Source organism: Paraglaciecola sp. L3A3 (assembly GCF_009796765.1).
Taxonomy (GTDB): domain Bacteria; phylum Pseudomonadota; class Gammaproteobacteria; order Enterobacterales; family Alteromonadaceae; genus Paraglaciecola.
Map to the genome: position 1 here is coordinate 2663332 of NZ_CP047023.1, position 22962 is coordinate 2686293.

The 22962-nt window shown below is 36.8% G+C and carries 17 protein-coding genes; 9 read left to right on the forward strand and 8 right to left on the reverse strand.

The genetic code is table 11. From position 1 onward, the window contains the following. Positions 1-120 precede the first annotated feature (120 nt). Entirely contained in the window at positions 121-495 is a 375-nt protein-coding gene (locus tag GQR87_RS11140) for a hypothetical protein (RefSeq protein ID WP_158969325.1), read from the forward strand. A gap of 198 nt (positions 496-693) precedes the next feature. Here GQR87_RS11140 and GQR87_RS11145 read toward each other — a convergent pair whose 3' ends face one another. Beyond that, positions 694-927: a DUF2892 domain-containing protein gene (locus tag GQR87_RS11145; protein ID WP_158969327.1), complete on the reverse strand. Its 234-nt coding sequence runs from the start codon at positions 925-927 to the stop codon at positions 694-696. 407 nt (positions 928-1334) lie between these two features. On the opposite strand from GQR87_RS11145, the gene GQR87_RS11150 reads away from it, so the two are divergent. Further along, positions 1335-1991 carry an OmpW family protein gene (locus GQR87_RS11150; protein ID WP_158969329.1) on the forward strand — a complete coding sequence of 219 codons (657 nt, stop codon included), beginning with the start codon at positions 1335-1337 and terminating at the stop codon, positions 1989-1991. A 95-nt stretch (positions 1992-2086) separates the two neighbouring features. On the opposite strand, the gene fnr is transcribed toward GQR87_RS11150, so the two are convergent. The 4 genes from fnr to GQR87_RS11170 all read right to left on the reverse strand — a co-directional run bounded on the left by fnr (position 2087) and on the right by GQR87_RS11170 (position 7102). Then, complete coding sequence (gene fnr / locus GQR87_RS11155) at positions 2087-2830, reverse strand: fumarate/nitrate reduction transcriptional regulator Fnr (protein ID WP_158969331.1); 744 nt, start codon at positions 2828-2830, stop codon at positions 2087-2089. A 168-nt stretch (positions 2831-2998) separates the two neighbouring features. Further along, on the reverse strand, positions 2999-5053 hold the full coding sequence (locus GQR87_RS11160; RefSeq protein ID WP_158969333.1) for a S9 family peptidase: 2055 nt from the start codon (positions 5051-5053) through the stop codon (positions 2999-3001). A gap of 20 nt (positions 5054-5073) precedes the next feature. Then, positions 5074-5637 carry a hypothetical protein gene (locus GQR87_RS11165; protein WP_158969335.1) on the reverse strand — a complete coding sequence of 188 codons (564 nt, stop codon included), beginning with the start codon at positions 5635-5637 and terminating at the stop codon, positions 5074-5076. 4 nt (positions 5638-5641) lie between these two features. Beyond that, the gene (locus tag GQR87_RS11170; RefSeq protein WP_158969337.1) at positions 5642-7102 is read right to left on the reverse strand and encodes an energy transducer TonB; all 1461 of its coding nucleotides are present in this window, start codon (positions 7100-7102) and stop codon (positions 5642-5644) included. Between the two features lie 294 nt (positions 7103-7396). On the opposite strand from GQR87_RS11170, the gene GQR87_RS11175 reads away from it, so the two are divergent. Next, on the forward strand, positions 7397-7684 hold the full coding sequence (locus GQR87_RS11175) for a hypothetical protein (protein WP_158969339.1): 288 nt from the start codon (positions 7397-7399) through the stop codon (positions 7682-7684). A gap of 103 nt (positions 7685-7787) precedes the next feature. On the opposite strand, the gene GQR87_RS11180 is transcribed toward GQR87_RS11175, so the two are convergent. Further along, a complete protein-coding gene (locus GQR87_RS11180; RefSeq protein ID WP_158969341.1) occupies positions 7788-10283 on the reverse strand; it encodes a hypothetical protein in 2496 nt (831 codons plus the stop codon). A 272-nt stretch (positions 10284-10555) separates the two neighbouring features. On the opposite strand from GQR87_RS11180, the gene GQR87_RS11185 reads away from it, so the two are divergent. Beyond that, positions 10556-12061: a sulfatase gene (locus tag GQR87_RS11185; RefSeq protein ID WP_199271600.1), complete on the forward strand. Its 1506-nt coding sequence runs from the start codon at positions 10556-10558 to the stop codon at positions 12059-12061. A gap of 72 nt (positions 12062-12133) precedes the next feature. Here GQR87_RS11185 and GQR87_RS11190 read toward each other — a convergent pair whose 3' ends face one another. Further along, positions 12134-13810, reverse strand: a complete 1677-nt coding sequence (locus GQR87_RS11190; protein ID WP_158969343.1) for a cupin domain-containing protein — start codon at positions 13808-13810, stop codon at positions 12134-12136. A 94-nt stretch (positions 13811-13904) separates the two neighbouring features. Then, positions 13905-16376: a TonB-dependent siderophore receptor gene (locus GQR87_RS11195; RefSeq protein ID WP_158969345.1), complete on the reverse strand. Its 2472-nt coding sequence runs from the start codon at positions 16374-16376 to the stop codon at positions 13905-13907. Positions 16377-17406: 1030 nt separating this feature from the next. On the opposite strand from GQR87_RS11195, the gene xdhA reads away from it, so the two are divergent. From xdhA to uraH, 5 genes are read left to right on the forward strand one after another with little or no spacing between them, the layout of a single operon-like run. Then, positions 17407-18882 (forward strand): xanthine dehydrogenase small subunit, encoded by a 1476-nt coding sequence (gene xdhA / locus GQR87_RS11200; RefSeq protein ID WP_158969347.1) that lies wholly within the window; start codon positions 17407-17409, stop codon positions 18880-18882. Continuing rightward, positions 18869-21214 carry a xanthine dehydrogenase molybdopterin binding subunit gene (gene xdhB / locus GQR87_RS11205; protein WP_158969349.1) on the forward strand — a complete coding sequence of 782 codons (2346 nt, stop codon included), beginning with the start codon at positions 18869-18871 and terminating at the stop codon, positions 21212-21214. The genes xdhA and xdhB overlap by 14 nt, the downstream gene beginning before the upstream one ends. Then, positions 21201-22115: a xanthine dehydrogenase accessory protein XdhC gene (gene xdhC, locus GQR87_RS11210; protein ID WP_158972980.1), complete on the forward strand. Its 915-nt coding sequence runs from the start codon at positions 21201-21203 to the stop codon at positions 22113-22115. The genes xdhB and xdhC overlap by 14 nt, the downstream gene beginning before the upstream one ends. Beyond that, the gene (gene uraD, locus GQR87_RS11215; protein ID WP_158969351.1) at positions 22112-22612 is read left to right on the forward strand and encodes a 2-oxo-4-hydroxy-4-carboxy-5-ureidoimidazoline decarboxylase; all 501 of its coding nucleotides are present in this window, start codon (positions 22112-22114) and stop codon (positions 22610-22612) included. The genes xdhC and uraD overlap by 4 nt, the downstream gene beginning before the upstream one ends. Next, the gene (uraH, locus tag GQR87_RS11220; RefSeq protein WP_158969353.1) at positions 22609-22962 is read left to right on the forward strand and encodes a hydroxyisourate hydrolase; all 354 of its coding nucleotides are present in this window, start codon (positions 22609-22611) and stop codon (positions 22960-22962) included. Before uraD ends, uraH begins: the two co-directional genes overlap by 4 nt.

The window sequence follows — 22962 nt, forward strand, 5'->3', positions numbered from 1 at the left end:
ATATCCCACAATTTACGACAAAAGCATTTACCAAAGCTCAACAGTCCCTAGTATCTTTAATAATCTTAATCGGATATATATATCGACATCATTTATTGTTTTCAAGGAAGGGTTAATTAATTGAGAAATGCTTGGATTTGGAATATATTAAAAATCATTGCTTTACTAGTCTTTTTTTCACATCTATATTTTGAAATAGCATTAATTATCAAGATCTTTGTTGTCCCCTCTCTAGAAGCATCTGGTGAGCTGAAATATCACCAAGGTTTGAGTTTATTTGCTCCTGTTTTGTACTTGTTTGAAGGGGCTGGTAAATTACTGGCAAGTTTATCGCCTCTGGTAGATTTTATACGAGAGATCCTATTCGCTATTAATTCACTGGTATTAATCATAACGATAGTCGTCACGGGATTCGTTTTTCAAAATAAACTATGGGCGGGGCTAGCGGTTGTTTTATTAACTATCCCTTCGTTGATTTTTTGGTTTAGTCCGTAAACTCAGATATATGCTGATTTATCGTTAGCTCATATTTAAAATTTACCATCTATTTATTTAGCTATTCCATCTAGCTAGCAGAAAATATATTTCTGCTATCGCCTTATAGAAATATCAATAGTTAAGTCAGCCACCCTTTCAGCTATTTACAACTTCCTAGTACCAGCTTTATATCTGCTCCAGTCTGATCAGTCTGCATTATCTAGGATAATATTGAGTAATACCATGTCCCGCACCTGGGTATGTGTCTATCCCTAAAATTTTATAAACAAAACATAAACCAAAACTTGAAGAAATCCACATTAATGAGCCAATCACGACCATTGCGATTGTACCAGCTTGGGGTAAAAGGCCTTCTGCAGCGATAGATAAACAAATAATGGCTATAACTGAGCGAAGAGCTGTATCTAAAATACCAACATTCTGTTTCATAATAATGTCCTTTAAGGATTGTTAAGTTCGATTAGATTATAAATATAGGCTTGGCGAAGAATGTTGATTTAGATCAAAAGATCCGAGATTGAATAGAACTTTCTAGAGATGTTTAGCCAGTAATACTTTTTGGCTGAAGCTAAAGCTAAACATACGATTCTTAGTAGTGCCTAAAGAGAGAGGAATTTTCTACAAAAAAATACCCAGAATAATCTGGGCATTAAAACATAACTAAAAACACATAAACAAGGAACACACATTATTAAGAGCCTGCTTTTGTTTTAAAGTTCAATGAGGTCTCAATTTAATTTTTGATTCCGTTTAACTCGTTTGTTGAGCTAGATCAAGATCCTAATTATTTCATCCATTTACAATACACTCAGTTAAATAATTAAAGAGTGAGACAAATGAAAAATAAATTATGTACTTTAGCCTTATTGTTAAGCGGTATTACTTCAAGCTTATATGTTCATGCTTATGAAACAGCTGATTGGATTTTTAGAACGGGCGTTACTGCTGTTAATCCAGATGATTCAAGTGATAACGTTTTGGTCGGTGGCAGTGACTTAGGTATAGGTGTGAACGTAGATAGTAACGCACAATTAGGAATAAATATTGGTTATTTTATTAGCCCGAAAATAGCTTTAGAAATATTACTGGCGACACCATTTGAGCACGATATAGGCTTAAATACTGTCGGTGCATTAGGCTCTACTAAACACCTCCCCCCAACGATAAGTGTTAATTATTACTTAGCCAATGCCACTGCTAAATTTCAACCTTATATAGGGGCCGGAATAAACTACACAATATTTTTTGATGAAGAGTTCACGGCTGAAAATAAACAAGCTGGCTTTTCTGACCTGTCATTAGACGACTCAATTGGCCTATCGTTACAAGCAGGTTTAGATTACATGCTTGATGATGAATGGCATGTTAATGCGTCTGTTCGCTGGATAGATATCGGCACAGATGCTGAATTTACTTTAAACGATGAGCAAGGAAGTGTTGCAGTAGATATTGACCCATTTGTATATACTTTATCTTTAGGTTACCGCTTTTAGACGTTAGGCGTAACTAGATTAATAGCCTCTAGTTACGCTATCCCTTATGTTATCACCCCAATTTCATAAAGAATTATTATAACTTACAGAACCGATTACTCGGGGCCTTTGGCTAATTTTTGTAATGCAGCAATATCCAAAATTGACACCTCTTTCTGCTCAACTGCAATCAGCTCATTTTTTTGTAAACGAGAGAATATTCTACTGACTGTTTCTATAGTTAAACCGAGATAGTTGCCTAAATCTTTACGGCTCATTGGTAAAATAAAAGTACTCCCTGACAAGCCTCGTCGACTGTTGCGACTTGAAATACTCAGCAATAAAGACGCAATTCGTGATTCAGCATTTTGTTTGTTTAGCAAACCCACCATTTGTTGTTCTTGGGTAATTTCGCGGCTCATCAATTGTAAGAAATGGCGCTGTAAGCTGGGTAATTTAGTGCTTAATTCTTCTAATCTATTAAATGGTATTTTACACACTGAAGAGGTTTCTAAAGCTTGCACAGAATTACAGTGAAGGTCTGTACCCAAACCATCCATACCTAATATTTCACCAGGCAAATAAAAGCCAGTGATTTGTTCTGCGCCATTTTCAGTCACAAAATGTGTTTTTAGCGCTCCTGAACGAACCGCATAAACGGAAGTAAAAGGATCATTCACACGAAACAAATACTCACCTTTATTTAAAGGCTTACCGCGTTGAATAATATTATTTAGGCGGTCAATATCCTCAAAATGTAAACTGACCGGCATACAAATTGTGTTGAGTTTACAATTATCACAACTAACTTGTTTGTTATGGGGACATTGTTTTATGGAATTTTTTGTTTCTATCTGCATACTTTAAACTAACTATTTATCAATTATATACATTTAATGTTGAGCATTATACCACCCTTGATAGATTTTGATTCTTCTAATAGTCTTGGCCAGTCTTCCTGTGCTTTTATCTAGCCATTAGATAAAAGCACATATATTTAATCATTGCTGATGATAATTTGAGTCCTATTAATTACTCAGGGTTATCTTTGTTCTCTTTTTAAAATTAGCCGATTTATCTTTATATACGCCCGCTATATCTTTGTTGTCAAAACCATTGGCAATTAAATTAAATTCACGTACTTTTATTTGTACAGAATTATCACCTACAGGTGGCGAGAGTGACAGTTTCCGTCGAATAAAGTCATCAATATAAGCCAATTCATGTTTAGCACTTTTGGCATTGCCATTATGACCATGGCCTGCATATCTGTAATAAATATGCTCTACATCTTTATTCAACTTTTTTAATACATACTTGAATCTATTACTGTGTTCGAAACTAGCTCTAGTATCTAATTCTCCTGCGGTAATTAAAACTGGTACATTAATTTTTTCAGCTAAATATACAGGTGAATATTTTTTTAACTCTGGGCTTTCTTCCCCCACAACTTTCGACCATATTTTTTGCATGTATTCTGCTAATTTGGTATTCCTATCATTAAAAATTAAAGGTAAGTCAAACACACCGAATCGAGCAATCACACATGAATATGTATCGGGATGTAATATAGCTAACATAGCACTAGAATACCCCCCATAACTCGCACCAATTGCACAGGTTTGTTTAAATTTATACTTGTCATGAATAAATGTTACAGCGCTTGTGATATCTTTTTCTATCACTCTGCCCCACTGGCCTCTCCCACTATCTTTATATTCCTTACCAAAACCATCAGAGCCTCGATAATTTACTTGTAATACCGAATAGCCACGGCTAACCAGATACTGAACAGTAAAATTAAATCTTTTATGATCTCTAGGACCAATAGGACCACCATGAGGCATAACAAGTAAAACGTTATTGCTAATATTTTCAGGTGATTGTGTATAAAAAGCCTCTATTTTATGACCTTCATCACTTTTAATATCTAACACTTGGGTATCACTAAATTCATAAACAGAAAGTTGTGCATTCTGTTCTTTGAGTCGTGCTAATTCATTTAGCGTTTTGTCCCAAAGATAGTATTCACCTCTATTAGTGCTCGAAAACACTTTTATTACAGCTCTTTGTTCATTTGCACTCATTGAGCTAATGAAATATTGCTGTCCTTCGAATGTATTTTTAAATTGTTGATTCAAAGTTTGTCTATTATGATCAAAATATTCTGATCGCCACTCGCCCCCATCGTAATAACTAATGGATTCTATTTTGTCCCCTGATTGGTCAAAGTTTGCTGCGGTTACATCGTATCTAGCATGCTGATAAATTATGTCGCCAATTGTTTGGCTTGATAAATCGAATTCATGCAGTGATTTTAAATCCGAGTTTATATTGGTAATAACAGCTAGTTTTCCATTGGGTAAAAATCCAATAGGTTCAAAATCGTATTCATAAGGATCGAATTGAAATAACAATTGCCAATCATTATCTTGGTCAAGATACCAATAGGTTTTTTCAATATCATCCTTATCAAACTTTGAACTAAAACGAACCTGCCCTTTGGGATCCGTAAAATATTTTCGAGCCTTGGACTGTAAATATTTGAATTTATTTTGACCCCGAAAGTTTTCGCGTACTATGCCTTGTGTATGTGTTTTGTATATCTGTATTTTTTTATAATTTGAGGCATCTGGATAATAAACAAACCACACTTTATCTTGCTCGTTTGGCAAATAGTCTATTACATAACCACGTGCATGGATCCTAGATGTTTTAAAACTTAATCCATTAGAAGAAGTAGATAAATCGACCAACCACGAGACATAAGCATTTTTTTGTAGGGGTCTGTAAGTATTAAAAATAAAGGAATCTTGGTCCCCCCATTTTACTGACGATAATCTGTAGTCTGCCCCCTGTTTAGCTTGAAAAACATTCAGCAGTTGACCACTATCAATTTCAAAAACATTTAATTGCAGTCTATTTTTTTCATAACCAGTGGTGAGTAATAGATCACCTTTAGGATTCAATTCAATTTTATGAATAGTATCTTTACTAAGTAGCTCATCTAGTGATATTAAATTCTGAGCATACAAATGAAATGAAAATAAACCGGCAATAAGCAGTCCATAAACAGCTTTCATACATTCTTCCCTGAGTTAATTTAATGGTGAAATGTTGATGTTTTTAAAGTTCTAGAAAACCCAATAAAATCATCTTCTCCAGGCCCTTTATATACTATAGGGATTTTCGCTAATAGTTCTGGATGGCTTGATTCTAGATACTCAATGGCAAATGAAGATTTATTGGCTAACTCTAATTTAAAACACGTATCACACCACTTTACTTTTGATAAAAGTTCTAAGTTACCTACATAGTTAATAGTATTGGATTCAATATTAAATGACCAATCATGCTCTGAATTAGCCTCTATATCACCAAGTCCTGTTTTTACGCCACTAAACTTATAATAACCAATGGGGACTTTAGCTAAAATATAAGTATTTTCTTGCTTGGCATTATTAGGTGAATAACTTAAAGGTATTACACCTAATATATTTACCGTTTTAATGTATGCTTCTGACTGTACAGCGAACAATAAATATCCAGTCACAGAATTACTCTTTGTATTTGAACTACTGGCTCTATCCATAGGTGTTAATGAATGACTACAAGAGGTTGCTGTACAACAAATTAGCACACATATAAATATAAAGAATGACTTCATTACATTAACCTTTTAACTGCTTACGATAATTAGTCCAGTCTTCTGTATTCCATTCAAGATTAGATGCTTCTGCTATGGCTTCGTCCACATATTCCAACGCCTGTGGCTTATCTCCAATAAAGTGATAAGCCTTAGCTAACAAATAATATGTATGAGGGGTAGCTTGATTTTCATCTTCAATATCTTCTAGCCAATCAATAGCTTGAGTTGCTAATTGTTTATCCACACTATTATTGGCAAAACTTAACGCGACCAGTTTTTGTCTTGCTTTTAAATGATTATTTTTAGCAGATTTTTCTAACCAATATTTAGCTTTAACTAAATCCTGTTCCAAGTATGGAGACGGAGATTGATAAAGAATATCTCCTAGACGATATTCTGCTTCTAATAAACCATATTTAGCCGCTTTTAAAATCCATGCGATACCTGCATCTACTTCATCATTTTTATAAAGAAGGTACATACCATAATCATATTGAGCTTGACTATGACCTTCTTCTGCCGCGGCTAATAAAACAGGCTGAAAAGCTTCTAATTGTTGATCATCAAATAAATCATTGTATGCACGTAAAAAACAAGCATATTGATATTTGGCTGAAACACTATCTTTGGCTAAACGCCTCATTGATAATAATGTGTTATAAAGATGAGGATAGTTTTTTTTTAGATTTCGAACACCTTCATAATAAATATTTACATGTTTAAACATGCCATATTGTTCGACAAGTTTTCCATCTCGTTCCGCAGCTTTTAATTGTGAATTATCAATCGCTGCAACAAAACTTTTCTCAAATCTCCCCGTAGGCCATGAAAAAATTACTTCTGTGTCTTGTACCTTACCATCTGCTCTAGCGTCGAAAATAACTTCAACACGACCAGAATTACCATGAACCATAGTTTTATTTAAATTAGATAACCCAGAACGATTACTTCCTGAAGTATAATTTCGAATAGCCGAGTTAAGAACAGATTGATTATGTGCACGGGCTTTATTATCAGTAGTGATATGCAACTTACCACGCTTTAACATTTTCGCGCGTTTTTCATTTTTTTGTTCATCGATTTCTGTTGTTAAAATATTAGGAAAATATTTCTCTGTAACTACTTTTTTACCATATTTTGCAGCTAGTTCTTCAGCAATGGATGCGGCATGATCTTGGTCTGACTTTGACAGTTTTTGAAAAATTTGAGATGAAAGATCAAATGCTTGAGGGTAATCATACTCACTGGCTAAATAAAACCAGGCCATAGCTTTTTTATAATCGACATCACCAATTAGGCCTTTTAAATTTAGCACTCCTAAATTAAATTGAGCTTCTGGTTCACCTATACTTGCCGATTCCAGTAACTCAATATGTGCCTCTTTATAATTTTTAGCCGACAAAGCCTCATGGGCTTTAAACATGTTGGCATTAGATCCCCAACTTACTGATAAAAATATCGTAGTCAAAACTATTTTTTTCATTCATTTATCCCTAAATTATACAACTAAATCAATTATTAAATGCGATGTTGTAATAAAGTTACAATCTTATCTTACAAAAAATTCACTAATCTAAACATAAAGTTAACACAACTTCTGTCAACATTTAAGGTTATTTTATTTCACCACTGTTAAGATAAAATAAAGAGACTTGAGTTTTATAAATCACCAAAGGCGGTAATATCGGATTTTAGTGATCGATTATTCTAAACAATTATTTCGCCAACACCTGTTATCCGCTACTTTGTTGGTTTAACTATATGCCAAGGAGGCATTGTGAAAATTCAAATTAAAAGTATTTCTAGTCACCAAACCAGTAAAGTCATGTCATTTATGCTGGCTTTGTTTATTTTGCCTTTCGCTATTATGGGCATTTTAGGCTTTTTATTTACCTTAGGCTCTGACAATGACCGTGCAGGTTATCCGTTTTTAATCTTTATATTTGCTCCCATATTATATGGCGTGATGGGCTATGTTTTTAATCGTTTTTTCTGTTTTATTTATAATGTCATTGCCAAACGTTTTGGTGGTATCGAATTTATCACAGAAGAACAAGAACAATAAAAAGTCAAAGTACCAATCCTCGCTAGATCTATATAAGTAGCGAGAATTACTTCTTTTATAAAATATTATTTTGCCCTTTTTGTACGTACAATAATGGCAAAATTTACTTGTTATTTATTTTTGCAAATCCTATTAATAATTCACCATTGGTAGTTTTACCTAACATTTTTCCTGCAAAATTATCTGCTGTAAAACCATGGGAATTAGCATCAAACTCAATCACTAAGTCACTGCCATGTTTACTCGTTCTCAATACTTTACTACCTCGTCCATAATCAACTTCTTCGGGAGCCCCAAAACGTAAAGAATTAAAATCAATATCCTGATGAGCATCAAAATCAGCTTCAGATCGAATTAACACATGGATCACTTGAGTGCTGTTATCGATTGTCTGTTCATTGAGTATTGTTAAGCGGCGATGCACAATTAGCGGTAAAATAATGTTTTTAGAGCTGTGTTTATCTTTGGCTAAGTCATCGGCTTTAGGTACATCTATGGCTGCTAAAGACAAATGTGTAGCTCGACCATATTGATCCGTTAACACATGAGGCCTTTCCAGTTTATACCAATAAGTACGAGTACCGTCTTCATACACAGTACTATTTGGTGTGTATGCCGTACCTGGATTAAATTTCCAATGGATACCATCTGCTGAACGTAAATAAATAGCGCGGTAGTCTAAAAACGCATTGATAATCATATGGTACTGTACTTCGTCTTTCCACAGCACAGGATCTTCATAATTAGAATGACGGTATGCTTTAGGGATAATTTTATTGTGTTGTAATGGGCTGGTCAGCACTCGATAAGGACCTAATGGTTCAGAGCCTTTACTTATCATCATCGCACCGGCTTTACTGACAAATAGAAAACGCCCATCTTCTAACTGTACACCTGACAAATTACGTTCAAAGCGATAAAAAGCAGCAGGTTTTTCATCTGCACCTGTAGTGTCAACTTCCATTACTCCTAAGTGTTGCCAAGGGCCAGCCATAGTCGCGGCCACCAATAACATAGGCTGCCAATTAATTAATGAATACAGCATATAACGACCATCATTTAATAAAACTATATCAGGGTTATGACCTAAACCTTGCATGTAGTCATAGCTTGTGGCTTTTTTAACTTTATATGGTCCAGTAGGTTTATCAGCCAGCGCATAAGCAACCGTTGAGTGTGGCCATTCCCAATGACCTTTGGTGGCGTTTGCTGGCCATCGAGTCACTTGCATATGATATTTTCCATCTTTACCGGCAACAGGACGGCCGCCCCAATATGACCAATCTGCATCTTCAATACCATTATCAGGATCTCGTGGAAGCACAGCATCAGCTCCCCATAAATCTGAACGTAAGGTGTTATGAATAGGCATAGGTTTGATTAAGTCATTAAATGAAGCACCATTGACCATTTTTGCTTGGCCGGAAATTGCTTTTGAAGGCTGGCTTATATTGCCACTATAATCATTCGCGTAAACAATATATTGGTTTTGAACGCTTTTAATCGGCGTAAAATCAACAAATTTTGGTTTGTTTAATCCAGAAGCAATTTGTTGCATGTCTTTATTCGAAGGGTCAATGCGATATAGTGAATAACTGGCGATATCATCTTCGTCATTTTTGGCCCAAGAAATTTGAATTTCACTATCTAATGGTACGACTTTAAGCTTAGTGGGCGCTTTGGGCGCAACCGTATCTTTAACGTTAAAGACTAATTGGTTAGAGCCACTGATATTCTGATTGTCAGTTGATGTCACAACATAGGTATATGCAATACCATGTATTAATTTCGTATCGGTAAAAGAGTTATTTTTACTTTCAGCTATTTGTTCATAAACTATCGTTTTTTTCCGTTGTTGACCGCGATAAATATAAAACACTTTATCTTGGCGTAATGGATTGGCCTGCCAATTCAGTGCTACGCCATTGTCTAGCGCTTTACCTGTTAAACGAGGACCCGATTTTTGTGCGGCTTTTACGCGGATATTGACATAATTAAGATAAACTTTAATGCCACGAGAGCTGTAAAAAATAGCTCTAACAAAAGGCAGGCCGTCTTTTACATCTTTTTTTGTGACGATATATTGGCCAGAAAAATGTTCCAGTTTTTTATCTGAGCCAATCAGTGTTACCTTTTCCGCTAAAGGGCGTTCATTACTGCCAAACACCAAATTAAGGGATAAGCTACCATCACTGATATATTCTAAATCGGCACCAAAACTCCATTCAATCACATCCCCTGCACTAAGCTGTTGGTAATCAGGATGTGTATTTAAAACTTTAGATTCAGCAATACCAACTGCATAACTAGAATAAAGATTACCTAAATGTAAGCCCATTAAACCGCCGGTTTGATTGCCGCTGGCTAAGCCTAATTTATCTTTAGTGGTAGCAGCGCGAGTAGTCCAAAAAGGCGATTGTTTGGCCGCCCGCCAAGTTGCCCAAACCGCAGTAAAGTCGCCGTCATTAACATTGGCATACGGAGCATTATCACCTAACAGAACCATATCTGCGCAACTAGGTAAGCTATAAAAAACAGATAATATTAAGCAGCCATAAATATTTATAGAGATGTTTTTTAGCTGTTTAATATTGTTCATTATGCTGCGCATATATCTTTTTCCGTTGAGTGGATTTGTAAATAAAATGTAACAGAAACAGCTCATTCACGCACTCTTTGCTTATGCATATATAATCCTCGCGAATTACAAGTAAATCAAAAGTATTATCTCATGGTAAGCATATTGATATACTTTATCTATTAAGGCTTGTATTTTAAACCAGGCTAAAGAATAGATAGTAAAACTATATATACAAAAGGTTGTTAACATGTAAATATTTATTGATATATTTTCAAATATGGAATTAATAGATGAAAAAATTTGCACTTTTGCCACTGTGTATTGCTATGTTGGCTGCATGTTCTAATAAACAAACAAGCACTGAGTTACAGCAGGTAGAAAACACCAAAAAACCCAATGTGGTTTTTATTTTAGTGGATGATTTGGGTTATTCTGATATTGGCGCTTATAACGCTGATTCATTTTACGATACACCCAATGTCGATGCATTGGCGAATCAAGGAGTGCAATTTACCCAAGGGTATGCAGCTAATCCTGTGTGTAGCCCTTCTCGCTATGGTTTATTAACGGGTCGCCATCCTAGTAGAGTCGATGCCACAGATTGGTTTCATGTTTATGGTTGGCCACATCGTTCTGAAAGATTCAACCCCGCACCTTTAACTCAAGAGTTGCCTTTATCTGAACAAACCTTAGCAGAAAGCTTTAAACAAGCTGGCTACGCCACATCATTTTTAGGTAAATGGCACTTAGGCGAAGAATCAAAATATTGGCCTGAAAATCAAGGATTTGATATTAATGTCGGTGGTGTTGCAAATGGACAGCCACCTAATGGTTACTTTTCACCTTACAAAAATGACAGATTACCTGATGGAGAAGACGGTGAGTATTTAACCGAACGACTCACTTCGGAAGCAATTCAAATCATTGAGCAAAATGCCAAAGAAGATTCACCGTTTTTCCTTTATTTATCTTTTTACACTGTACATACCCCTTTGCAAGCACCTGCAGATGTAGTCAGTGAATATCAAGCCAAAAGTGATAATACGGATACAAGTAATAGCTTTGCTGGCGAAGAACAGATCTGGCCAACAGACGAGCCTAGAAAAGTTAGAGTGAAACAAAATCACCCCACTTATGCCGCTATGATTTCTAAAATGGACAGCCAAGTAGGTCGAATTTTACAAAAGTTAAAAGACGAAAATTTAGAAGATAATACCATAGTGGTATTTACCTCCGATAACGGTGGGTTATCCACTGCAGAGGGATCACCAACGTCAAATATGCCTTTGCGAGGTGGTAAAGGTTGGTTATACGAAGGTGGTATCCGAGTGCCGTTTATTGTCAAAATACCAGGTGCAAAAGCTAACGGAACTAAAGTTAATGAACCCGTAGTGGGCACTGATTTTTATCCGACTTTATTACAAGCCGCTGGCATTCCACTTAATCCTCAACAACACCAAGATGGTGTGGCCTTAACTCCCTTGTTACAGAGTTATGGTGAAATTGCTGAGCGACCTATTTATTTCCATTATCCTCATTATTCTAACCAAGGTGGGTTTCCTGGTTCTGCTGTCGTACTAGGTGATTGGAAATTACTCGAACGTTTCGAAGACGGTAAAGTCCAGCTTTTTAATTTGAGGGATGATATAGGTGAGACCAATGATCTATCTCAACAAAAACCAGCAAAAACATCTGAATTACGTAAGCTTTTACATAATTGGTATCAAGAGGTAAATGCTAAATTTATTCAACCAAAAAATAACATTAAACCTTGGTCTAGCAATCTGAATGGCTAAGACTAATCTTATAAAAACAGCTTAGACTTAATACCAGAGCAGGGTCTATCCCTGCCCTGATATTGTTTACACCTAACGACTTAATTCTGTGATCAATTCACTATGTTGCGGAAACTGTTGAATTAACTTGTCAGTTTCACCTAACTGCATGTCCTTGTAATCAAATCCTGGCGAAACGGCTTCACCAATTAAACCATAACCATATTTTCCATCAGTGGGGATTTGCGACGCCTTCCACACTCCTCCTTTCACCATCATTTGCATAACCTGTCCTTGAGTAGGATCAGAACCCATAACCACGGTTTGCAAACTACCATCAGCTTGAAGCAAGGAATAAGTAATGGGGTCACCAGCGTGAAAATAGTGCATGATGTCACTTTGGTTCATATGAAAGTGGCCGATCGGCGACTCTGCGCTAAGCAAATAATAGATTGATGTCATAGTAACACGCTGACCGTTATCAGTATCAATCATAGGCCTATTATCAGCTTTAAAGGTTTGGCGAAAATAGCCTCCTTCAACATGACCTTCTAATTCTAACGCCTCAACTAATTGTTGAGTAGTAAGCTTTTCAGTGCTCGTCGCTTGAGTTACTTTCTCGACAGGAGCATTAGGTGCTTTGCCTTTGACTAAAACTGTAGAACTAAGCTCGTATGGCATAGTGGTTTTATATTGTGCCCAATTAGCCACAATATTGTCTACCACAGTGCTACCCACAGAGTAAGCAGACTCAAGAGCCGATTGCATACCCACATATCCTTGCTTTTGTATCTTGATATTTTCAGCAGCACTGACAGCATCTTGAGGATGACTATAGTTACTGGCTGTACGTAATACCATGTAACGATTTTTATCGACTTTCCCTGCCGCATGTAAGTAACTTAAAGCCTGATAAGTCCCAGTATCTTCCATACCTGATGTGACAAAATCACCCTGCCCGTTTGTCCAATATGACACCCAATCGTTTGCCCAATCGGTTAGCAGTTTTCCATGCCAATAAGTAGATGATGCTAAATGTTCACCCTTTAATACAAATGGTGCTTTTTGCGCATTAGGGTAATTGACATATTGCTCTCTAAACTTTTCCATTGCTGGGTAATCGGTCAGAGGTACATCTTTAGTTAACTCATAGGCCCAATCGGCTAATTCACCGTTAATCTTATATACTTCACCATTAATATTGTCTGCCACAGGCCCTGCAGGTTTAGCAAAGTTTGGCCCTGTAGAAAACAACGGGAAATACCCAGTTTCCCAATCTGTTGGTATTTCTCTAGCGTCAATTTCATGAGATAAATCGCCATCCACTAGCCAAGTAGACCAAACCGCTGAACCAATAGAGCCATCAGCTGGATCAATACCCGCAATTCCAGCTACTAACCAATAGGCGTGAGTTAAATCAAACCTAGGGTCAAGTCCTACCGTCATTGTTGCTGCGGTGGCTCTGGCAATACCCATCCCTGTTACCACACCCAATACACCAGTTTCAGGATTAAAATATAAATCGTGATGACCATGGACCAATTCGAATTTAGTATCTAATTTTTGACCGGCTTTCCATAACTGAAACTCACCGGGTTTATCTCCTTCGTCTTCACCAATTTCAAACATATTAAGTACAACTACTTTGACTTCAATTGGCTTTTCACTATTAGCAGGTGCAGAGACCTTAAGTTCAGCTTGCTCTGTCGAACAACTAAGTAAAAACATAACGATCGAGCCAAGCATTATACAGCGACGAATAAACAACATATTCCCTCCTCAGGGCTTTCTTTACTAAATTTTAGATAATAAAAAACGAGGAATGAAACTCATCCCTCGTTATATTTATCAGCAATAAATTGTATTAAAATTTGTAGCTAAATTTCGCCTGATAACTAGTTGGTAACTCTGGTAACACAATCTGTGCACCAAATAAATCAGGGAAGTTCGCACGATAATATTTCTCGTCGGTTAAGTTTTTAATAGATAGGTTTGCTGTCCAAGTATCCGTGGTATAAGAGACGCCAGCATTAACTAAAGTATAAGCCGGCAAAGTCACACTCTTAGAGAAGCTTGTGTAAGTTGAATCAGCACGGATGATACTGGTATTAACTGTAAATCCATTTTGAAAATCGTAAGTGGCAGTCGCAGTATATATATTTTCAGGTATACCTTGCTTGCGAACATCTTCGATAGTTCCACCATCTTCTTCACTAGAAATTAATGTTAAACCAATCGGATTCCCACCTAATACTAAAGATTTATCTTCTAAACCGGTTAAGTCTTCAAGACCCAAAAATCCGAACAAAGAGCCGCCTTTACCGTCATTCCATGCAGTTAGGTTATACACTTTCATATTAGTGTAACCAGCAGTAACAACTAATTGGTCATCTACTACCCAACGAAGCTCAAACTCAGTTCCTTCATTAAGTGTTCTTGCATTGGTAACAATGGCTTGAGCATTAAAATCAGTTCTTTCTTGTTCATATGATGAAAGAGCAAAATATAAACTATCGTCTAAGAATGACCCCTTGATTCCAATTTCACTCAAAGTAGATATACCAAAGCCATCTTCAATAGAATTACCGTCATCATCGATAAGTTGTCCATACCCGATTTCTGCACCTTGACCAGCCACCAATGTTGCCTGCTCAGCTACCGTAATATAAGGGATCAAACCAAAGTCAAACTTGTAGGAAATACTGGCATTCCATGAAGTACCTGTATAGGTATCTTCAGCCGTAGCAACAGGTCCTTTTTCTAATAACAGATCACCACGAGTCGTTGTTTTAACATCAATGCTGTCATAACGAGCCCCTAACACTATGTTAAGACCAAAATCCCAGGTTAAATCAGTCATAGCAGCGATACCGTAATCGGTATAGTGACCCACATCATAATTATCAAAGTTGTCAATAATACGAGTAGATAGTTGACGTTTGTCAAGTGCGGTAGAAGGCATGGTTAAATCACGACGATTAAAGTACTCGTACGTAAAATCATCACCATGCATAAATTCTGTGTGACGAATTGAAGGTGAAAGTTGAACTTTAGCTATCAAAGAGTTTGTTTCATATTCATTAGCAAATATCAGCTTATTTTCAACCACTGAACTGTCATGCATTTGTGAGAAACCGTAAGCATTCTCATTTAAATTTTCGTATGCTTCATAGAACAGTTGGTTCTTAATTTCCCAACCACTGTCAGTGTAATACATGATATCGAAATATAATGTATTAACGGTATTCATTAGCACATCATCGGTAGAAACAAGAGTTTGATTACCTTTAAGTGTAGTCGTTCCTGGATTATCTAGTTTCATTAGTTCGGTGGCATCAGAATCAGAAAACCCTGGAGCGAAGGGATAAAAACCGCCAGAAACATATTCGCCATTGTCATCAAAAAACACTATACCAGCTAAATTTACCGCACCATACTCGGCATGAGATATCAAACCATCATTGTCAGTATCTAAGGGTTTAGCTGTACCGGTAATATAGGTACCATTATCAACTAAATCCTGAGTTAAACGGTTCCAACCAGCTACTTGATTACCGTCGTACAAGTGATGCATTCCGCCCATTTCGAAACGTAAATTATCTGTCACATCTATATTAAATGAACCCTGTAAAATGGTTTGATCAGTGGCGCTGTTATCGTAGTAACTACCTGAGTTTTCCACTTCACCATATAAGTAAAAACCGGCTTGTTTGTCACCAATCGATGTAGGTCCACCTACTTCGGCAGTTAATATACTCTTATCCCAACTCCCTGCTGTATATGAAAAAGCACCTGTGTTTTCTTGAAGATATTGCCCACGGCTAGCACTTGCAGATTTTGGATTGAAATTTAAGTAGCCGCCAATTTTAGCCGGACCATATATAGGTGACGCTGGACCACGTACAATATCAATACGACTTGAGGCACCAATAGGTGTTGGATAGTTACCTGGGTTATCTAAACGTTTAACCCCTCTAAAATAAGCTTCACCTGGTGTACCACGAACATCTAATGAACCCGCAACACCAAAGAAAGATTGCGTATAAGTACCCGGTGCAAACGCAACCAGTTCATCAATATCTCCAATTGCAAAACGCTCTAACATCTCATCACTAATAGTTGAAGCTGAACGAGGGGTTTCTAAAATAGATTTACCGAAACCAAATACCGCTTCTACATCTTGGCCAGGTAAACTACCTAGAGACCCTGTTACTTGTATACGTTCTACACTCGATACTTCATCTTCTTGGGCCATTACTTGACTAGATATCGAAAAAGCTAAACTAATAGCTACCGCTTTGGTTAACGGGTGAGTTTTAAATATTTTGTGTGTCATCTTAGTTTTTTCCTTAGTCATCAAATTTTTGGTCAAATATTTAGCAAATGAATAATTTTTTTGCTATTGACTACTAGTTTGCAGAATGGATGCCAACTAACTGACTGAATGGTCAACATTTTTCTTTTTCTCAAACTGCTGATTTATATGGCTTTTTATACGTGCAGAAAAATTATTACCCTAAATATCAAATCATCAAATAAATTATTCGCACCAGATTGAACAATTTGCACCAAAAAACATCTTGTGTATTTACAGGCATTGATTTTTATAAGGTAAAAAATTTTAATAGAGAGTATGACGGGATGAAAACTAAGGTTTTAACGATCAATTTGAGAAGAGCTTGAATTACAATCAATATTGCCTTAGATGATTAAGCATATAAAATTGTTAATTAGTTAACTATATAAGTTGGACGATTGGTCAACTAGTTTTTAAGAATATGTGATTTTTAGCATGGCTAACTTATATGTGACATACCTAGAAACTCATTTGCGAATAATTAAGAAACATTTATATAAGTATATAAATTGAGTGACTTATAATGTATTGGCTTCAAAACACCTATATACCCATATATATAAAGCATAAGTTTAGCTTTTACCGTTAATCATATCAATACAGATATATTCTATGTATTTGTCACATGCACCAACTGAATTCAATGGGTAATTTAAGCACTATAAAAGTGCATGCTATTTTTTTTGAATCTTAACTATTATTGACACCTATTAATAATCAATAGTAACTAAGTTACTATTGACCTGTAAAAGATCCTTTATATATTCAATACCACAAAAAGATAAAATACCTTTAAATACAGTCTTAACGCATTACTCAATGACACTTTTTAATATTTTATTTTTTCATTATTGTCGAGTAAACAATCAACCAACAAAAAACCTGACCAGTTAGACAAGTTATGGCTTGTTGTTTGCTTAGTTAAGATCAATAATTATTGGCATAACTAGGGCAAAGAGGCTAAAAATGCTTATAGAGCAAAAAATATACATAAGCAACGAGGTGTAACGTGATCACATTTTTATTAAATGACACCCCAGTTAAAGTTGAATCATTTTCACCTGATACAAATGTTTTACAATGGTTACGCTGCAATGAATCTTTAACCGGAACGAAAGAAGGCTGCGGTACGGGAGATTGTGGAGCTTGTACTTTATTAGTAGGTGAATATACCAATAATAGCTGGCAATACAAAACCGTTAATAGTTGTTTGATGCTACTAGGCAACGCACATGGTAAACACATAATCACTGTGGAATTTTTAGTGTCTGCAAAAATCCCACAGCTCACTGACTTACACCCAGTACAGAGGGCGTTAGTTGAGTGCCATGCATCTCAATGTGGTTTTTGTACTCCCGGCTTTGTTATGAGTTTACTAGCTCTATATATTAATAATGAAACCTATCCTGGTAAAAAAGCAGTAATACATGCTCTAGGCGGTAACTTATGCCGCTGCACAGGTTACCAGCCAATATTGAACGCTGCAGAAAAATGTTTCGAATACCCAAGACGAGAAGAAGCTTGGTCAAAACTAGCGATGAATTTTAAACAGTCACTGCTTCAAGATGATGTTATCCCCCACTTAGCATACCAAGATAAACAGTTTTATTTGCCGCAAAAAATGACTGATTTGTTAACTTTAAAAAATACCTATCCAGAAGCTAAATTAGTGGCTGGCAGTACTGATTTATCCATTGAGATAGGCCAACAATTTTTGTATCCAAAGCAGATTATTTCTGTATCTCAAGTGGCAGAAATGAATCAGCTATTAGAAATGACAGATAGCTTTGAAATTGGCGCTGCTTTACCTTACTGCGACTTTCTTCAATTATTCAGCAGAGAATATCCAGAAAGCAGAGAATTATTTGAGCGTTTAGGATCTCATCAAATACGCAACACTGGCACCTTAGGTGGCAGCATTGGTAATGCCTCACCCATAGGTGATCCGGCACCTCTTTTAATTGCCTTAGGTGCAAAGATTGAATTACAGAGGTTAGGCGAACAACGCATTATTGATCTTGAAAGTTTTTTTATCAGCTATAAAAAAACCGAGCTTAATAACAATGAAGTGATCAGTAAAATTATCGTGCCTAAACGCAGTCCTCAACAAAAACTTGCTTGCCACAAAATATCAAAACGAATGGAAGATGATATTTCTGCTGTCTGTTTGGCCTTAAGTGTTGAAGTTGAAGAGCAAGTAATAATCTCAGCAAAATGTGCTTTAGGCGGAATGGCAGCGATCCCTGCCAGAGCAAAATCCATTGAACAAGCATTAATAGGTCAAGCATGTGAACAAAACACATTTGTTCAAGCAGCTAAATTTATGCTGGATGATTTTAATCCATTATCTGACGTACGTGCTTCAGCCCAATACCGAATAGATACTGCTCAAAACTTAATGTCGCGTATTGGCTTTGAATTTGCAGCCAATAAACAATCCACAGATGATAAGTTAACCATAAGGATCCATCATGCGGCACTTTGAACTTAATAAAGACAAAACAGTGAATGGCGCTATTGGTCAATCTATTCATCATGAAAGTGCCATTAAACATGTGTGTGGTAATGCTAATTATTTAGATGACAATATAGTGCCCAGTAATTGTCTGTATGGTTACCCTGTTGTCTCTAGCATAGTCACAGGTTCAATCATTAATATAGATACTAGTGCTTTAGGTAATATAGAAGGTGTAATTAAGGTATTAAGCCATCAAGATATTCCTGGTAAAAAAGATATTGGCCCAGTATTTCCTGGCGATACATTATTAGCAGAAGATTTAATTGAATATCATAGCCAACCTATTTTATTGGTTGTAGCAACTACATTTGAATTAGCCAGACACGCAGCCAGTTTAGTTAAGATCACTTACTCAGAATCCACACCAGTACTAGATATTCATCAAGCTATTGACGAAAATTATTGGGTCCGCCCCCCCCACACCTTAAATAAAGGTAACGCTGAATCAGCGCTGCAAAATGCTGCACATACTATAAGCAGTGATATACATATAGGTGGACAAGAGCATTTTTATTTAGAAGGACAAGTCGCCTTAGCTCAGCCTAACCAAGACGGAGGCATGTGGGTACAAACATCCACCCAACATCCTACCGAAGTTCAACATTTAGTTGCTAAAGTCCTAGCTCAACCATTTAATTATGCCACAGTTGAAACTCGTCGAATGGGAGGGGCTTTTGGGGGTAAAGAAACACAAGCTGCTCCTTGGGCTTGTTTAGCAGCCCTAGCCTGTTATCACACTGGCAAAGCTGTCAAAGTGAAACTTTCACGAAGCGATGATTTTAAATTAACCGGTAAACGTCATCCATTTTATAATAAATATCAAGTGGGCTTTAATGAACAAGGCTTAATTGATGGGGTCAATATTGAGATCAATGGTAACTGTGGTTATTCACCTGATTTGTCCGATGCCATAGTCGATAGAGCCATGTTTCATGCAGATAATGCCTATTTTTATCCTAATGCCAATATTATCGGTAATCGTTGTAAAACCAATACTGTCAGCCATACAGCCTTTAGAGGTTTTGGTGGCCCTCAAGGTGTGATCATTGCTGAAATGATGATGGACGATATTGCCTATAATATAGGTCAAGATCCTATAGAAATACGTAAATTGAATTTGTACAAAAAAGGCCGTGACACCACCCCTTACCATCAAGTGGTAGAACAACATATCCTACTAGATATGATTAACCAGCTTGAAATATCAGCCGATTATCAACAACGTAAAGCTGCAATTAGAGTGTTTAATCAAACATCTCCTATCATTAAAAAAGGCTTGGGTATTTCTACAGTTAAATTTGGTATTTCATTTACCGTACAGCACCTAAACCAAGCAGGTGCTTTATTAAATATCTATTCTGATGGTTCGTTACATATTAACCATGGCGGCACAGAAATGGGTCAAGGTTTGAACACTAAGATCGCTCAAATAGTTGCTCATGGTATGGGCGTAGATATCAAGCATGTTGGTATTACTGCGACCCGAACGGACAAGGTACCCAATACTTCACCCACAGCAGCGTCAAGCGGCACTGATCTTAATGGTATGGCAGCACTCAATGCCGTGAATATCATCAAACAAAGATTAATAGATTTTGTGGTTGCTCATTTTGACGTTACTGCAGAATCAGTGCAGTTTAACAATGATTATGTGTATCACGAAAAAGGCGAAATAGCCTTTGCTGAACTAATTGGCCTAGCTTATTTAAACCGAGTATCGCTTTCCACTACCGGTTATTACGCCACACCTAAAATTCATTACGATAGAGACAAAGCACAGGGCCATCCCTTCTTTTATTACGCTAACGGTGTCGCTATAAGTGAAGTAGAAATTGATACCTTGACCGGGGAAAACTCTGTAATCAGAACTGATATTTTACACGATGTGGGTAACTCTATTAATCCAGCTTTAGATATAGGCCAAATTGAAGGAGCTTTTATTCAAGGCATGGGCTGGCTTACTACTGAAGATTTACAGTGGAATGAACAAGGTAAACTCACTAGTTTCGGTCCAGCAACTTATAAAATACCAGCCATAGGTGATACCCCAAGTGAGTTGAATGTAGACCTGTACAATTCACAAAATCCTGAGACAACTGTATTTAGATCAAAAGCTGTAGGTGAACCCCCTTTTATGCATGGTATTAGTGTCTGGTGTGCAATCAGAAATGCCATTGCCAGTATAAATGACGAAAAATACTGTCCTAAACTCGACACCCCCGCTACACCAGAAAGAATTCTAGCGGCTGTTGTTGATGCAAAAACATGGCGAGAAAAACAAGGAGTTGATCATGCTTAATCAATCCACCCAAGGTTTTCACCCATATACTTGGGCGCAAGCGGCGCAGCAACTGGATGCTAACAATATTGATTATGTCATTGTGACTGTTATCAAAACCTTAGGTTCAGTGCCTCGCGCCTCTGGTAGCAAAATGTTGATCAGTGCAACTGAGATATACGACACCATAGGAGGTGGTCATTTAGAGTTTAAAGCTATCCAAAAAGCCAGAGAATTACTGACGGCTCCAACAAACGAGCCTGTCATTCAACAATTTAAGTTAGGTGCCAACTTAGGCCAATGTTGTGGCGGTGAGGCGACTGTATTATTTGAAGTCATTCAAAGCCAAGGGTTACAACTCGATATTTATGGTGCAGGACATGTGGCACAAGCTTTGATGCCTATTATTCAACACTTGCCCATTTCTATTCGTTGGATAGATAGCCGTGAAGACGTTTTCCCCATTACTATTCCTGCAAATATCAAAGTAATAGTAGATGAATCGCCTACAGAACAAGCCAAACTAGCTGCCAAGAATACAGCGTCATTGATTTTGACCCATAACCATCAATTAGATTTTGACTTGGTACAAAGCATTTTAAAGCGTGGTGATTCTTTATGGTTAGGCGTAATAGGTTCAAAAACCAAAGCTAAACGTTTTGCTTATAAACTATCTCATCGTGAATTTTCATCAGAACAAATTGCACATATGACCTGCCCTGTAGGTTTAAGCAATGTACAAGGTAAATTACCTATGGAAGTGGCGGTTTCAATTGCTGGCCAATTGATTAACTTGTATCAAAATTTAGACAAAGAGTTAAAACAATCTAATCAATCTCAGGCGCAAAACCTTTTAATTTACTCAGCGAGTGACATTAACACTTTCCAGCAAAAAACATCAAAAATGGAAACCTCTGAATGACCTTATCTGAATTAAATTCCGTCACGCCAGAACAAGCATATAAAGTATTCGAATCCTGCTGTTGTGCACCCAATTGGGTGAATAAAATGGTTAAAAAGCGCCCATTTACTAATACTTTAGTGTTGCAAGAGCAGGCCTTAAGAATATGGAACAACTTAGACCATGTTGATTATTTAGCGGCCTTTGAGGGTCATCCCCAAATTGGCGACTTGTCAACTCTGCAAAAAAAGTATGCATCGACTAGTGACACTGCTGGTCACGAACAATCTGGCATGTCTTTAGCTCAACAAAGCACTTTAGAGAAAATGGCCCTTTTGAATCAACAATATCTAGAGCGATTTGGCTTTATTTTTATCGTCTGTGCTTCAGGTAAATCAGCCGAACAAATGCTCGAGTTAATTCAAAGTCGGATCAATAACTCACCTCAACAAGAAATCCAAATTGCGGCTCGCGAACAAGCCAAAATAACTAAACTAAGATTGGAGAAACTACTATGAGCCGTTCCCCTATCACCACTCATGTATTAGATACTTCTACCGGTACACCCGCGGAAAAAATTACCATTCGTTTATCAAAAATGATTAATGAAAAGTGGCTAGAACTGGGCCAAGGTATTACCAATAGTGACGGTCGAGTAGCAGAATGGTCAGCTATCAATAACCAAGATATCACAATCGAACACGGTATTTATAAACTGGTATTTGATTTAGACAACTATTTTACAAAGCAAGGCAGTAAAGCATTTTACCCTACGGCAGATATTACTTTTCGTATAAGCGACGATAAACATCATCATATCCCTTTGTTGTTATCGCCCTTCGGTTATTCAACGTATAGAGGCAGTTGA